We start from the raw sequence: 14,595 nt of genomic DNA, 5'->3' as shown, positions 1-14,595 counted from the left end.
GGCCGTCGCAGCAGTTCACGGCCCGCGCTACGAACCTCTTCGACGGTCTCCGCCGCCAGGTACAGCGCCCTGCCGTCGGTGGCGGCGCCGAAGACGACGTACCACCGGGACCGGGTAGCCGGGGGCCGGGGGCCCTTCCGGTCCCCGGACGGGACCGTTCGGCCCCTCGCTCCCCCGCCGGCTCCGGCGGATGCTGGGTGACGTATGCACCCCGCACAGCCGCTGGCGGCCGAACGGCACGCAAGACCCGGCACGCACGACACGACACGACACGGCAGAGCAGGAGAGCCCCATGCAAAGCCTCAAGGTGACGGACCTGATGAGCGACGAGGTCGTCTCCGTCGTTCCGGGAACCGCCTTCAAGGACGTCGCGAAACTGCTCGCCCAGTACGACATCAGCGGTGTCCCCGTCCTGGACGACGAGGACCGTGTGGTGGGTGTCGTTTCGCAGACCGACGTACTGGCCCACGCCGGACCCGATCCGTACGCGTCACCGGACGAGAGGCCGGCGGCCCGGCCGACCACGGCGGGCGAGATCATGTCCGCTCCGGCGATCACCGTCCTCGCCGACGGGACGGCGGCCGACGCGGCCCGGCTGATGACCCGCCGCGGCATCGAGCGGCTTCCCGTCGTGGACGAGGAGGACCGGCTGGTCGGCATCATCACCCGCCGGGACCTGCTCCGCATGTTCCTGCGCCCGGACTCCGAGATACGCCGACGGGTCCAGGAGGTCCTGCGGGACGTGGCGGACGTACCGACCGCCGACATCGAGGTGCACGTGGTGGACGGCATCGTCACCCTCGACGGCACCGTTCCGCGCCGGAGCCGGCTGCCCGTGATCCTCTCTCTCGTCGAACGGATCGACGGCGTCGTGGCCGTGGCATCACGCCTGACGGCCCGCACCGACGACGAGGAGAGCACCGGCGTCGGCAACGTCCGCCACGCGATGCCGTGGTGACCTCCGGCCGCCGGCCGGACACCTGAAGGAACGCACGGACAGGACGATTCCCATGAGCGCATCCCACGTCGACGCGGACACCGCCGCCCGGCTCGTGGCGGACGCCGTCACTGCCCCCTCGATGCACAACGCGCAGCCCTGGCGGTTCCTCCTGCACTCGGCGGCCGGCACCCTCGAACTGCGCGGCGATCCGGAGCGGGCCATGACACGGACGGACCCCGATCACCGCGCCCTCCACCTGGGCTGTGCCGCGGCGCTGTTCAACCTGCGCGTGTCGGCGGCGTGGAACGGGCTCGGTGCCCACGTGGCCCTGCTGCCCGACCCCGCCGACCCGTGGCTGCTGGCCAACGTCGCCCTCGGGCCGCCCACGGAGGAGAACCACGAGCTCGCCGCGCTGCACGACGTACTCCGGCGCCGGCACACCAGCCGCCATCCGTTCGGCGACGAGCGCGTTGCGCCCGCGCTGCTGGACGGCCTGCGGGCAGCCGCCCGCCTGGAGGGCTGCCAACTGACCGTCCCCGACAGCTGGCACACCGAGACCGTGCTGGCACTCGTACGGGACGCGGAGCACCATGAGGAGATGGATCCGCTCGCCCGGGCGGAGACGGCCTCATGGACCACCGGGGCGCCGGACCCGTCTCCCACGCCCCAGGCCCAGACCTCGGGCAGGGCCACGACGCGGGGCGACGGGATTCCCGCCGCGGCGTTCGGCCCCCGGAGCTCCGGCGCGGCGACGGCGCCCGTACGCGACTTCGGCCGGGCCCACCCGGTCCCGGACCGCGGCTGGGCCGTCTTCGAGAAGCACCCCCAGCTCGCCCTGCTCGGCACGCCGGCCGACACCCCGGCCGACTGGCTGCGGGCCGGCCAGGCTCTCGAGCGCGTACTCCTGCGGGCCACCGCCGACGGCCTCGCCACGTCGATGACCTCGCAGCCCCTCGAATGGCCGGAGCTCCGCTGGACGGTCCGCGATCCGCTCGCCTCCGTGGGCCACGTCCAGATGGTGGTGCGGCTCGGCTACGGCCCGTCGGGAGCGGCCACGCCGCGTCGCCCGGTGACGGATGTCCTGGAGATCCGGTGACGCACCGGCACCCGGCTCATCGGCCGTCGTGCGACGAGCGGTGAGCCGGGCGGGGCGGGGCCGGGGTTCTACGGTGAGCACTGCTCCTGAGCGCGATCAGTGCTCAGGAGGGCGATCAGTGCTCCTGGGACGGTACGGCGACCGTGTCGTGCCGTGCTGCGCCGAGGACGACCTTGAGGGCGCCGGTGTCACCGGCCCGGGAGAAGATGTCGTACGCCTCCGCCATCCGGTCCAGCTCGAACCGGTGGGTGACCATCGCCGCCCCCGGCAGCCGGCCCGCGGCCATCATGCGGAGCAGCACAGGGGTCGAGTGGGTGTCGACGAGGCCGGTGGTGATGGTGACGTCCTTGATCCACAGGTCTTCGAGGTGGAGGGTCGCGGGCTTGCCGTGGACACCGATGTTGGCGACGCGGCCCCCGGGCCGGACCATGCGGGTGCACATCTCGAACGCCTCCGGCACGCCGACGGCCTCGACGACCACGTCCGCGCCGAGCCCGTCGGTCAGGTCCTCCACCAGCTTCTCGGGCCCTTCCTCGGCGCTGACGGTGGCGTCGGCGCCGAGGCCGCGGGCGGCGGCGAGCCGGGACGCGGCCGGGTCGACGGCGATGACCCGGTACGGGCTGCAGAGCGAGGCGGTGGCGATGACCGCGAGGCCGATGGGGCCCGCGCCCACCACGACGACGGTGTCGCCGGGGCGTACGTTGCCGTTGAGGACGCCCACCTCGTAGGCGGTCGGGAAGATGTCCGCGAGCAGCACCGCCTCGTCGCTCGGCAGGGTGCTGGGCAGGGCGTGCACGGACAGGTCGGCGAAGGGGACGCGTACGTACTCGGCCTGGGTGCCGTCCGTGGTGTGGCCCAGGACCCAGCCACCGCCCCCGCGGCACTGTCCGTAGCGGGCCTCACGGCAGAAGCGGCAGCGGCCGCATGCGGATATGCAGGAGATCAGCACCCGGTCGCCCGGGCGTACGGTGCGTACGTCGCCGCCCGTCTCGACGACGGTGCCCACGGCCTCGTGGCCGAGGACGCGGCCCGGGGTGACCTCGGGGACGTCGCCCTTGACGATGTGCAGGTCGGTGCCGCAGATGGTGACGGCGTCGACGCGGACGATCGCGTCGGCGGCGTCCTTGATCGCGGGGTCCGGGACGTCCTGCCAGGAGGTCTGTCCGGGCCCGTGGAAGACGAGTGCCTTCATGGCGCGGCCTTCTCTCTGTGTGCGGTACGAAAAGGGGTTCAGGGCCAGGCTGTTCCCGTGCGCCCTCGCCCCGCTTGGGCCGGTCGGCCCTTTGCCTGGCCCGGTCGGACCCCTCCTGCAGAGGCGGGCCGGTGCCACGCTGGACAGCGGCACCCGTCCCGGAAGGAGGGCCGCTGCCATGTCCCAGTCACCCGTGTCCCCGTCACCCACGCCTCAGTCACCCATGTCCCGGCCGTCAGCGTCCCCCTCGGCCCACGCCCGCTCGGCGGCCGCGCGCCCGGCCCTGCTGTCCTTCCTCGGCGGTGTGCGTACGGTCACCGGGAGCAAGTTCCTCGTCGAGAGCGACCACGCCCGGATCCTCGTCGACTGCGGACTCTTCCAGGGTGTCGCGGACCTGCGCCGCCGGAACTGGCGCACGCTTCCGTGCGACGCGTCCGACATCCACGCCGTCGTCGTCACCCACGCCCACCTGGACCACTGCGGCTACCTGCCGCGGCTGGTCCGGCACGGCTTCCGCGGGCCCGTCCTGACCAGCGCCGCCACCGCCCGGCTGGCCGAGATCGTGCTCCGGGACAGCGCGCGCCTGCAGATGGAGGCCGCCGAGCACGCCAACCGGCACGGCTGGTCCAAGCACCGGCCCGCCAGGCCGCTCTACGACGATGACGACGTCGACCGCACGGTGAAGTTCTTCGACCCGGTCCCCGTCGGCAGCGAGGTCGAGATCATGGCCGGGACCAAGCTCACGCTCCACCACGGAGGCCACATCCTCGGCTCCGCCTGGGCCCATCTGACCCTGGAGGACGGCCACACCCTCGCCGTCAGCGGGGACCTCGGCCGCCCCGGGCACCCGCTTCTTCTGCCGCCCGAACCGTTCACCGGCGCCGACGTCCTGCTCATGGAGTCGACGTACGGTGACCGGCACCACGATGCCGAGGGCGCGCGGCACGGGTTCGCGTCCGTGATCACCCGCGCGCTGTCCCGCGGGGGCACGGTGGTCATCCCGGCCTTCGCGATCGACCGTACCGAGGTCGTCCTGCACGAACTCGCCGCGCTCCGCGGTGACGGCACCCTGCCCGCTCACGTACCCGTGTATGTCGACAGCCCCATGGCGCTGGCGGCCCTCGACGTCTACCGGAACGCCGTCCGGTCGCACTCCCCCGAGCTCCGTCCGGAGGTTGTCGCCGCCGGCGAGGCCGCGATCAGCCCGGAGCCCTTCCTGGCGGCCCGGACCGTGCAGGAGTCGATCGACATCAACAACACCACCGGCCCGGCGGTCATCGTCTCCTCCGCCGGGATGGCCACCGGCGGCCGCGTCCTGCACCACCTCCACCGGATCCTGCCCGACCCACGCAACGCCGTCGTCATCGTCGGATTCGCCGCGGCGGGCACCCGTGCCCGTGACCTGGTGGACGGCGCCCGCGCGCTCAAGATGTTCGGCGAGTACGTCCCCGTACGCGCCGAGGTCGCCGACGTACCGCACTTCTCCGCCCACGCCGATGCCGGACAGATCATCGACTGGCTGCGCGCCGCCCCCGCTCCGCACACGACCTACCTCGTGCACGGCGAGGAGACCGCCTCCGAGACCCTTCGCGACCGGATCACGGACGAGCTGGGCTGGACGGCCGTCGTCCCCAGGTCCGGCGAAGCAGTCCTGGTCCGCTGAAGCTCGCTACCCGCTCGCCCCCGCACCCACGATGAGGAACCCACAACGACCTCCTCCACCCCGTACACCGTCGCCGACGTCATGACGGAGGTCAGCGGCGGACTCGGGGCATGCCCAGGCCTATCCAGGAGATGATCTCGCGCTGGATCTCGTTGTTGCCGCCGCCGAAGGTGAAGATGACCGCGCTGCGGTAGCCGCGTTCGAGTTCGCCGTGGAGGACCGCGCCGGCAGAGCCGTCCTTGAGGGGGCCGGCCGCGCCGACGATCTCCATCAGCCAGGCGTACGCGTCGCGGCGTGCCTCGGAGCCGTACACCTTGACCGCTGAGGCGTCCTGCGGGGTGAGGGTGCCGGACTCGACCGCGTTCACCATCTGCCAGTTGAGCAGCTTCATCGCGTCGAGGCGGGCGTGGGTGCGGGCGAGGCGGCCGCGGACCCAGGACAGGTCGATGACCCGGCGGCCGTCCGCGAGCTTCGTCGAGGCGGCCCAGCGCTGTACGTCGTGGAGTGCCCGGATCGCCATCGTGCCGTGCGCGGCCAGGGTGACGCGCTCGTGGTTGAGCTGGTTGGTGATCAGCCGCCAGCCCTTGTTCTCCTGGCCGACGCGGCGGGCCGCGGGGACGCGGATGTCCTCGTAGTAGCTGGCCGTGGTGTCGTGGGAGGCCAGGGTGTTGATGAGGGTGCAGGAGTAGCCGGGGTCCGAGGTCGGGACGAGGAGCATGGTGATGCCCTTGTGGGCGGGGGCGTCCGGGTCGGTGCGTACGGCGAGCCAGACCCAGTCGGCGGTGTCGCCGTTGGTGGTCCAGATCTTCTGCCCGTTGACGACGTAGGTGCCGGTCTCCTCGTCGCCCTCGCGCACGGCCTTGCACGTGAGTGCGGCGAGGTCGGTGCCCGCGTCGGGCTCGCTGTAGCCGATGGCGAAGTCGATCTCCCCGGCGAGGATCCTGGGCAGGAAGTAGGCCTTCTGCTCGTCGGTGCCGAACTGCATGATGGTCGGCCCGACCGTGTTGAGCGCCATGAGGGGAAGCGGTACGACGGCCTGCGCGGCCTCGTCGAAGAAGATGAACTGGTCCATCGGGGTCATCCCGCGGCCGCCGTACTCCTTCGGCCAGCCGACGCCGAGCCAGCCGTCGGCTCCGAGCCTGCGAATGGTCTCCCGGTAGAACCGCTTCTGGGCGGCCGGGTCCTCGTAGCGGGCGTAGACGTCCTCGGGGACCAGCTCGGCGAAGTAGGCGCGCAGCTCGGTGCGCAACTGCTGCTGCTCAGGCGTGTATTCGAGGTGCACGGCCCCTCCGGGAATCTCGCGGTCCAGCCGGTCCAGCCGGTCCAGCCGGTTCGCCGTGATGGCGTAGCGGCGTGATGGCGTGATGGCGTGATGGCGTGTGGCGGCGGTCAGATTAGAACCTGTTGCAAGAATTCGGAAGGACCCGCGTGCCCGCCGTTCGGCTCCGGCGGCCATACTCACCACCATGACGATCCCACGGAGCAGAGCGGAATTCTTCGTCGAGCCCGAGCGCGACAGTCGCTTCGCCGGCCCCGCGACCGGTGGCGAACGGCCCATGCTGACCGCCTTCCTGGCGGACCACCGGGCGACGCTGGAACTGAAGTGCGCAGACCTGGGAGCCGAGTTGGCGCGGCGCTCGGTGGAGCCGTCCACGCTTTCGCTGCTCGGGCTGGTCCGGCACATGGCGGACGTGGAGCGCCGCTGGTTCCGGCAGGTCCTGGCCGGTCAGGACGCCCCGCCCCGCTTCTCCTCGCTGGGCGATCCCGACGGCGACTTCGACGGGGCGCGGCCCGGCGATCCCGCCGCCGTCGAGGAGGCGTGGGAGGCCTGGCGTGACGAAGTGGCCTTCGCCGAACGCTTCGTGGCCGAGGCCCCGGACCTCGACGTCGAGGCCGACGACGCGTGGCGCGGCCGGGTGTCCCTGCGCTGGGTGCTGATCCACATGGTCGAGGAGTACGCCCGGCACAACGGCCACGCCGACCTGCTCCGCGAGCGGATCGACGGGGCCGTGGGCATCTGACGCCCGGCATCCGCCCGTCAGGTGTAGAGGTACATAAGGTCGAAGCGGACGAGGTCCCGGGCCGGGTCGAAGAGGTACTCGCCCGACGGGTTCCCCTCGGCGCCCTCGCGGTTGGCGTGGGCGTCGAACTGCGGGCTGTGCTGCCAGGCCGCACCGGCCGGGAGGTACGGGACCAGTGAGGCGGGCGGTTCGGACGGCGCGGCCGCGGGCGTGAAGGCGTACTCCGCCCGGCCCGTGACCGCCGCCGCACCCCCGGGCGCCAGACGGGCGACGCCGACCAGGCGGATCCTTGAGTCGGGGCCTGGGATGGTGCGGCTGCCACCGGGCGGCTCGTCGATGTCGTAGCCGAGCCAGTGCGCCTCGACGAGGGTCCCCACGTACGGGCCGAAGCGGGCGTTCAGGGGTTCCAGGTCGGTGCGGACCTGTGGCCCGGGCCGGTCCGGTCCGGGCCACGCGGCGTAGGCCGTGCCCGCGCCCACCGCCAGCAGCGGGACCCCGGCGATCAGCAGGAAGCGCCTGCGGTCGACACGCCCCCGCGGTTCCTGCTGTTCCCGCTCTACCCGCTCGTCCCGCTGCCCGGGCTGCCTCGGCTGTCCCCGCCGTACGTCCACGACCGCCCCCGATGCCGGCTCAGTTCAGGGCGCCGATCATAGCCCTGGCCGTCGCCGTCATCGCCGAACGGGCCGCCGTCAGGTACGGCCGGGGGTCCGCCGGGGTGAGATGGGTGCGGATGGCGTCCGTCATGGCGAGGTTCAGCGCGGTGCCGATGTTGACCTTGCGGATGCCACCCGCGACGGCCGCCGCGAGTTCGCAGTCCGGCAGCCCGGACGAACCGTGCAGGACGAGCGGTACCTCCACCGTCTTGGCCAGCCTGGCCAGCAGCGCGTGGTCGAGGGCGGCGGTCCGGCTGGTCATCGCGTGGCTGCTGCCGATGGCGACGGCCAGGGCGTCCACCCCGGAGTCGGCGACGAACCGCCGCGCCTCGTCCGGGTCCGTACGGGCGCCGGGCGCGTGCGGGTCCGGCGGGGCGGCGCCGTCCTTGCCGCCGACCTCGCCGAGTTCGGCTTCGATCCACAGCCCGTTGGCGTGCGCCCAGTCGGCGGCCCAGCGGGTGGCCTCCAGGTTCTCGGCGTAAGGGAGTTGCGCCGCGTCGTACATCACCGAGCTGTACCCCGCGTCGCAGGCCCGCCGCAGCAGCTCGGGGCTCTTGACGTGGTCGAGGTGCAGCCCGACGGGGACCCCGGCGGCCTCCGCGCAGGCGGCGGCGGCACGCGAGATGGGCAGCAGCTGCCCGCCGCGGAACTTCACGGCGTTCTCGCTCAGTTGCAGGATGACCGGCAGTGCGGCCGCCTCGGCGCCGGCCACGACGGCTTCGGCGTGCTCCAACGTGATGATGTTGAAGGCGGCGACGGCACGGCCCGCGCCGGCCGCCTCCCTGACCAGGGTGCCCGCGCAGACGAGGGTCATCGGACCGCCTCCTCGCCGGTGGTGAGGATCACCGAGCGGGTCAGATTGCGCGGCGCGTCGGGGTCCAGCCCGCGTTCGGCGGCCACGGCCAGGGCGAGGCGGTGTACGCGGACCAGTTCGGCGAGCGGGTCGAGCCGGCCGGCGACCCAGTGGCCCCCGGTCCGGCGGACCTGATCGGCGAGCCCGTCGGGGGCCTCGTCGAGCGACCAGGTGACGGTGCCGGGTCCGGAGATGCTGACCGGCCCGTGCCGGTACTCCATCGCCGGGTAGGACTCGGCCCACGACAGCGAGGCCTCACGCATTTTCAGGGCCGCCTCGTGGGCGAGTCCTACGCTCCAGCCGCGGCCGAGGAAGGTGAACTGGCCCCGGCCCGCCAGTCCCGCGGGGAGCGGTTCCTCGACGGCGGTGCGGGCGTCGGCGACGACCGCGGGGCCGTGCAGCCCGAGGTGGGCGCGCAGCAGGGTGAGGGCGGTGGTCGCGAAGCGGGTCTGCACGACGGACCGTTCGTCGGCGAAGTCGAGGACGACGAGCTCGTCCGCCAGCGTCATCACCGGGGTCGCCGGGTCGCCGATGACGGCGGTCGTGGGCACGTCCGCGTCCCGCAGTGCGGCCAGCAGGTCCAGCACCTCGGTGGTGGTGCCGGAGCGGGTGAGCGCGACGACCCTGTCGTAGCGGCGGTGGCGCGGGAACTCCGATGCGGGGAAGGCGTCGGTCTCCCCCTGGCCCGACTCCTCGCGGAGTACGGCGGCCGCCTGTGCCATGTAGTACGAGGTGCCGCACCCCACGATCGCGGTGCGCTCACCCGGCTGCGGGAGCACCGCCCGCCGGGCCGGGGCCAGTTCGGCGGCCCGCTCCCAGCATGCGGGCTGCGTGCTCAACTCGTACGCGACGTGACTCATACAGGCTCCCTCGTGCGACAGACGGGTCTGGATGCGTTTTCCTGCAAGGTAGCGGGCTGTTTCACGCAACTTCAAGCAACCACGGGGTGTTCTGCTGGGTTAGTGTCGCCGGGTAGCCCGACGGGGGCCACGGGACGAGCACGGAGCGAGCACGGGAGGGGGCGGCCGATGACCCGCAAGGAGCGCTGGCAGACACTGCTGGACCTGCTGGTGGAACGGGGCGAGCTGGAGGTGGAACCGGCGGCCGAGGCCCTCGGGGTGTCCGCCGCGACGATCCGCCGTGACCTCGACCAGCTCGCCGAACAGCAGCTGCTGGTCCGCACGCGCGGCGGCGCGGTGCTCCACGGGGTGTCGTACGAACTCCCCCTGCGCTACCGGACGTCACGGCGCGCCGCGGAGAAGGGCCGGATCAGCGAGGCCGTCGCGGCGCTGGTCTCCCCGGGCGAGGTGATCGGCCTGACGGGCGGCACCACGACCACGGAGGTGGCGCGTGCGCTGGCCGGACGGCCGGACCTGGCCCAGGGCTCGCCCGCGCTGACCGTGGTCACGAACGCGCTCAACATCGCGGGCGAGCTGGTGATCCGGCCGCAGTTCAAGATCGTGCTGACGGGAGGCGTGGCCCGCCCCCAGTCGTACGAACTGACGGGGCCGCTCGCCGAGCAGGTCCTCGGGCAGCTCGCCGTGGACACGGCGGTCCTCGGCGTGGACGGCTTCGATCCGCGCGACGGTGCGGCGACCCGGCACGAGGACGAGGCCTCGGTCAACCGCCTGCTGTGCGAACGCGCCCGCCGGGTGGTCGTCGCGGCCGACTCCAGCAAACTGGGCGTCCGCGCCTTCGCCCGCATCTGCGCCACCTCGGCGGTGGACGTCCTGGTGACGGACACGGGCCTCGCCCCGACGGTGGCGGAGGCCTTCACCGCGGCGGGGGTCGAGGTGCTCACAGTGTGAGGGGCGGGGGCGGGGCGGGGCAGAGCCGTCCCCCACACACACCGCGCCACCACTGCCCCCTCAGTGGGCCGGCAGGCGCTCCGATTCGCGGACCAGGGCCGCCAGGACGGGGGCGATCAGCGGGTGGGTCTCGGCTCCTCGGCGGGTGGCGGCGAAGACCCGGCGGGTGGCGGCCGGCCCGGCGACCGGACGCACCTGGACCTCCTTGAGGTCCATGCCCCGCAGCGCGGAGCGCGGTACGAGAGCCACCCCGGCCCCGGCCCCGACCAGCGCCGTCACGGCGCGGAAGTCGTCGGAGGAGTGCGCGAACCGCGGCTGGAAGCCGGCCAGTTCGCAGGCGAGCAGCGTCACGTCGTGGCACGGGTTGCCGGGGTACTGGCCCACCCAGTCCGAGTCGGACAGGTCCGCCAGCGACACCGCGGGCAGGTCGGCCAGCGGGTGCCCCGAGGGCAGCACCGCGTCGAAGGGTTCCGCGTAGAGCGGGAGGACGGAGAGCCGGCCGTCGTCGGCGCCCGGCGCGCCCCGGTACTCGACCGCGAGCGCGAGGTCCGCCTCGCCGTCCAGGAGCAGCGGGAGGCTCTGATCGCCCTCCGCGTCACGCACCCGCAGCCTGATGCCCGGCCGCTCCAGGGCGAGCCGGGCGATGGCCGGGGCGAGTACTTCGGCGATCCCCGTGGCGAAGGCGGCCACGGTGACCTCGCCGGCCGCGCCGCCCGCGTACGCCGCGAGCTCGGCCTCCGCCCGCTCCAGCTGCGCCAGCACCTCGTGGGCGTGGCCGAGCAGGATCTCCCCCGCCGCGGTCAGCCGTACGCCCCGGCCGCTGCGGGTGAGGAGCGCGTGCCCGGTCTCCTGTTCCAGCGCCGCGAGCTGCTGGGAGACGGCGGAGGGGGTGAGGTAGAGGGCTGCGGCCGCGGCGGTCACCGTACGGTGGTCCGCCACGGCCCGCAGGATGCGCAGCCGGCGGGGGTCGATCACCCCACCATTGTCTCAGGATGCGCAGGTCACTCAGGACCCGGCGGTCTCCAGCGCCGCACGGGCGTCGACGAACGCGGCCACCGCCCGCTCGACGTCGGCCGTGGAGTGGGCCGCCGAGAGCTGGACGCGGATGCGGGCCGCGCCCATGGGCACCACCGGGTAGGAGAAGCCGATCACGTAGACCCCGCGCTCCAGGAGCAGCTCGGCCATCCGGCCGGCCTCCGCCGCGTCGCCGATCATCACGGGGGCGATGGCGTGGTCGCCGGGCAGGATCTCGAAGCCGGCCTCGGTCATCTTGGTGCGGAAGAGCGCGGTGTTGGCGGCGAGGCGCTCGCGCAGGTCGCCGGCCGACTCCAGCAGGTCGAGGACCTTGAGGGAGGCCGCCGCGATGACCGGGGCGAGGGAGTTGGAGAAGAGGTACGGGCGCGAGCGCTGGCGCAGCAGCTCGACGATCTCGGCGCGCGCGGCGACGTAGCCGCCGGAGGCGCCGCCGAGGGCCTTGCCGAGGGTGCCGGTGATGATGTCGACGCGGTCCATGACGCCGTGCAGCTCGGGGGTGCCGCGGCCGCCGGGGCCGACGAAGCCGACGGCGTGGGAGTCGTCGACCATGACCATGGCGTCGTAGCGCTCGGCGAGGTCGCAGATCTCCTGGAGGGGGGCGACGTAGCCGTCCATGGAGAAGACGCCGTCGGTGACGATCAGCTTGCGGCGGGCGCCGCCCTCGGTGGCCTCCTTCAGCCGCGTCTCCAGCTCGGCCATGTCGCGGTTGGCGTAGCGGAAGCGGCGGGCCTTGGACAGGCGGATGCCGTCGATGATGGAGGCGTGGTTGAGGGCGTCGGAGATGACCGCGTCCTCGGCGCCGAGGAGGGTTTCGAAGACGCCGCCGTTGGCGTCGAAGCAGGAGGAGTAGAGGATCGTGTCCTCCTGGCCGAGGAAGGCCGAGAGGCGTGCCTCCAGCTCCTTGTGCACCTCCTGGGTGCCGCAGATGAAGCGGACGGAGGCCATGCCGTAGCCCCAGCGGTCCAGTGCGTCCTTGGCGGCGGCGACGACCTCGGGGTGGTCGGCCAGGCCCAGGTAGTTGTTGGCGCAGAAGTTGAGGACCTCGCCCGCGGTGCCGCCCGAGGTGACGGCGACGGCCGCGCTCTGCGGGGTGCCGATGACGCGCTCGGGCTTGTGCAGACCGGCGGAGCGGATCTCGTCGAGGGTGGCGCGGAGGTCGTCGCGGACGGTCTCGAACATGCTGCGTTCTCCTTGTGCGGCGGAGTGGGGCCGGGCCCCGCGGAGGGGGGAGGGTTGCGGGGCCCGGCCCTGGGGAGATGGTTCGTGGGGAAGGGGCGTTCGGGCGGGGAGTCCCTACGCCGTCCAGTCCAGGATGATCTTGCCGCTGCGGGCGGTCGACGCCTCGTCGAAGGCGGCCTCGAAGTCGCGGTGCGAGTAGCGGCCGGTGATGACGGGGCTGAGGTCGAGCCCGCCCTCCAGGAGCACCGTCATCGCGTACCAGGTCTCGAACATCTCCCGGCCGTAAATGCCCTTGATCGTGATCATCGAGGTGACGACCTTCGCCCAGTCGACGGGGAACTCCGTCGCCGGCAGGCCCAGCATGGCGATCCGGCCACCATGCGTCATGTTGTCGATCATGTCGCGCATCGCCTCGGCGCGCCCGGACATCTCCAGGCCGATGTCGAAGCCCTCGCGCAGGCCGAGCTGCGTCTGGGCGTTGGCGATCGAGGACTCGGCGACGTTCACGGCGAGGGTGGCGCCCGCCTTGCGGGCGATCTCGAGCCGCTCGGGGCTGACGTCGGTGATGACGACGTTGCGCGCACCGGCGTGCTTGGCCACGGCGGCCGCCATGATGCCGATCGGGCCGGCGCCGGTGATCAGTACGTCCTCGCCGACCAGCGGGAAGGAGAGCGCCGTGTGCACGGCGTTGCCGAACGGGTCGAAGATCGCGGCGACGTCGAGGTCCACGGCGGTGCGGTGCACCCAGACGTTCTGCGCGGGCAGGACCACGTACTCGGCGAAGGCACCGTCACGGCCCACGCCGAGCCCGACCGTGCTGCGGCACAGGTGGCGACGGCCGGCGAGACAGTTGCGGCACTTGCCGCACACCAGGTGGCCCTCGCCGCTGACCAGCGCGCCGAGCTCGATGTCGCGCACGTCCGCGCCGACCGCCGCAACCTCGCCGACGAACTCGTGGCCGAGGACGAGCGGGGTCCTGACCGCGCCCTGCGCCCAGCCGTCCCAGGAGCGGATGTGCAGGTCGGTTCCGCAGATGCCGGTGCGCAGCACCTTGATCAGCACGTCGCCGGGGCCGTACTCGGGCTCCGGGACGTCCATGAGCCACAGGCCGGGTTCGGCTTTGTGCTTGACGAGTGCCTTCATGGGTGGCTCCAGGCATGCGGAAGGGGGCGCCGCGAGCGTGCGGGGCTCGGCCGGCGTCGGTGACGGGCACCAATCTGCCGATCACCGTGGTGATCAGTCCATCGAGACTTTCTTAAACAGGCCGACAGCGCAGCTTCACGAGCGTGTCTTCACGCCTATGCTCCTCCCTTGACGGGGCAGGGAAAAGGGGAGGTGAGGGGCGTGCCGAGTCTGCGCAGCAGGGCGCTTTCGGTCGCCATGGCCGTGGTGGGGCGGCGAAGACGGTCCGCGAGCGCCGAGGCGGTGCGCGACCGGGTGGCCTCGGCCGCCCGCCGGCCCGCGTCGCATCTGCCGCCGCGCCGGCTGGGCCGGGTCGCCGACATCTCCCGGACGTTCGTGGGTGCCTGGCCGGTGTACGACGTGTCCCCACTCGGGGTCGAGCCGTCGGTGCAGGTGCTGTACGTGCACGGCGGGGACTACGTGGGCGAGCTGGAGCGCCGGGACTGGGAGCTGGTGCGGACCCTGGTGACGCGGGCGCGGGCGCGGGTCGTCGTACCTGCGTACGTCCTGGCTCCGCGCGGGACCGCGGACCGGACCGTCCCGGTCGCCACCGATCTGCTGAGCGGGCTGATCGCGGGCGGCGGGGACGGCGGGACGGTGCTCATCGGCGATTCGGCCGGGGCCGGGCTCGCGCTGGCGGCCGCGCAGCGGCTGCGTGACCGCGACGGCGAGCAGCCCTCGCGGATCGTGCTGCTCTCGCCCTGGCTGGACGTGACGATGAGCCATCCGGACCAGGCGGTGATCGAGGCGGCCGATCCGGTGCTGTCCCGTGCGGGGCTGATGGAGGCCGGGCGCCTGTACGCGGGGACGCTGGCCGTCGAGGATCCGCTGGTCAGCCCGCTGCGCGGGACGTTCGGGGGCCTGGCGCCGCTGACGGTGTTCAGCGGCCCCCGGGACGTGCTGGCGACGGACAGCCGGGAGCTGGTGCGCCGGGCCCGCGCGGAGGGCGTCGAGGTGGAGTTCCAGGAGGCGG

General features: G+C 73.0%; 14 protein-coding genes. 6 read left to right on the top strand and 8 right to left on the bottom strand.

Features of this window, described 5'->3' with window-relative positions; all coding sequences use genetic code 11:
* Positions 1-292: 292 nt before the first annotated feature.
* Both AAT21_RS19670 and AAT21_RS19665 read left to right on the top strand, forming a co-directional pair.
* Entirely contained in the window at positions 293-958 is a 666-nt protein-coding gene (locus AAT21_RS19670) for a CBS domain-containing protein (protein WP_046778102.1), read from the top strand.
* Between the two features lie 52 nt (positions 959-1,010).
* Positions 1,011-2,036 (top strand): Acg family FMN-binding oxidoreductase, encoded by a 1,026-nt coding sequence (locus AAT21_RS19665; RefSeq protein WP_046778101.1) that lies wholly within the window; start codon positions 1,011-1,013, stop codon positions 2,034-2,036.
* A 115-nt stretch (positions 2,037-2,151) separates the two neighbouring features.
* Here AAT21_RS19665 and AAT21_RS19660 read toward each other — a convergent pair whose 3' ends face one another.
* Positions 2,152-3,228, bottom strand: coding sequence for a zinc-dependent alcohol dehydrogenase family protein (locus AAT21_RS19660; protein ID WP_046778100.1), 1,077 nt, complete (start codon positions 3,226-3,228; stop codon positions 2,152-2,154).
* A 178-nt stretch (positions 3,229-3,406) separates the two neighbouring features.
* On the opposite strand from AAT21_RS19660, the gene AAT21_RS19655 reads away from it, so the two are divergent.
* Complete coding sequence (locus AAT21_RS19655) at positions 3,407-4,891, top strand: MBL fold metallo-hydrolase RNA specificity domain-containing protein (protein ID WP_235438944.1); 1,485 nt, start codon at positions 3,407-3,409, stop codon at positions 4,889-4,891.
* Positions 4,892-4,982: 91 nt separating this feature from the next.
* On the opposite strand, the gene AAT21_RS19650 is transcribed toward AAT21_RS19655, so the two are convergent.
* Positions 4,983-6,173, bottom strand: a complete 1,191-nt coding sequence (locus AAT21_RS19650) for an acyl-CoA dehydrogenase family protein (RefSeq protein WP_046778098.1) — start codon at positions 6,171-6,173, stop codon at positions 4,983-4,985.
* 184 nt (positions 6,174-6,357) lie between these two features.
* Between AAT21_RS19650 and AAT21_RS19645 the strand changes: the two genes are divergently transcribed.
* Positions 6,358-6,912 carry a DinB family protein gene (locus tag AAT21_RS19645; RefSeq protein WP_046778097.1) on the top strand — a complete coding sequence of 185 codons (555 nt, stop codon included), beginning with the start codon at positions 6,358-6,360 and terminating at the stop codon, positions 6,910-6,912.
* Between the two features lie 17 nt (positions 6,913-6,929).
* Here the strand turns inward: AAT21_RS19645 and AAT21_RS34545 are convergent, their stop codons facing one another.
* Genes AAT21_RS34545 through AAT21_RS19630 form a run of 3 tightly spaced genes read right to left on the bottom strand, consistent with a single transcriptional unit; the run spans position 6,930 to position 9,278 of the window.
* Positions 6,930-7,523 carry a hypothetical protein gene (locus AAT21_RS34545; RefSeq protein WP_052757881.1) on the bottom strand — a complete coding sequence of 198 codons (594 nt, stop codon included), beginning with the start codon at positions 7,521-7,523 and terminating at the stop codon, positions 6,930-6,932.
* A gap of 19 nt (positions 7,524-7,542) precedes the next feature.
* Positions 7,543-8,379, bottom strand: coding sequence for a class II fructose-bisphosphate aldolase (locus AAT21_RS19635; RefSeq protein ID WP_046778096.1), 837 nt, complete (start codon positions 8,377-8,379; stop codon positions 7,543-7,545).
* Positions 8,376-9,278, bottom strand: a complete 903-nt coding sequence (locus AAT21_RS19630) for an SIS domain-containing protein (protein ID WP_046778095.1) — start codon at positions 9,276-9,278, stop codon at positions 8,376-8,378. The genes AAT21_RS19635 and AAT21_RS19630 overlap by 4 nt, the downstream gene beginning before the upstream one ends.
* Positions 9,279-9,446: 168 nt before the next feature.
* On the opposite strand from AAT21_RS19630, the gene AAT21_RS19625 reads away from it, so the two are divergent.
* Positions 9,447-10,226, top strand: a complete 780-nt coding sequence (locus AAT21_RS19625; RefSeq protein WP_046778094.1) for a DeoR/GlpR family DNA-binding transcription regulator — start codon at positions 9,447-9,449, stop codon at positions 10,224-10,226.
* Between the two features lie 60 nt (positions 10,227-10,286).
* Here the strand turns inward: AAT21_RS19625 and AAT21_RS19620 are convergent, their stop codons facing one another.
* From AAT21_RS19620 to tdh, 3 genes are all read right to left on the bottom strand, one after another.
* A complete protein-coding gene (locus AAT21_RS19620) occupies positions 10,287-11,201 on the bottom strand; it encodes a LysR family transcriptional regulator (RefSeq protein WP_046778093.1) in 915 nt (304 codons plus the stop codon).
* 30 nt (positions 11,202-11,231) lie between these two features.
* Positions 11,232-12,440 (bottom strand): glycine C-acetyltransferase, encoded by a 1,209-nt coding sequence (locus AAT21_RS19615; RefSeq protein ID WP_046778092.1) that lies wholly within the window; start codon positions 12,438-12,440, stop codon positions 11,232-11,234.
* Positions 12,441-12,554: 114 nt separating this feature from the next.
* Positions 12,555-13,583 (bottom strand): L-threonine 3-dehydrogenase, encoded by a 1,029-nt coding sequence (tdh, locus tag AAT21_RS19610; protein WP_046778091.1) that lies wholly within the window; start codon positions 13,581-13,583, stop codon positions 12,555-12,557.
* Between the two features lie 201 nt (positions 13,584-13,784).
* Here tdh and AAT21_RS19605 point away from each other — a divergent pair.
* A partial coding sequence (locus AAT21_RS19605; protein ID WP_235438942.1) for an alpha/beta hydrolase fold domain-containing protein occupies positions 13,785-14,595 on the top strand: 811 nt, incomplete at its 3' end.

The sequence above is a fragment of the Streptomyces yangpuensis genome (assembly GCF_001005295.1).
In the GTDB taxonomy this organism is placed as follows: domain Bacteria; phylum Actinomycetota; class Actinomycetes; order Streptomycetales; family Streptomycetaceae; genus Streptomyces; species Streptomyces yangpuensis.
The sequence above is the reverse complement of the archived record's forward strand: the minus strand, read 5'-3'. Positions and strand labels throughout refer to the sequence as shown.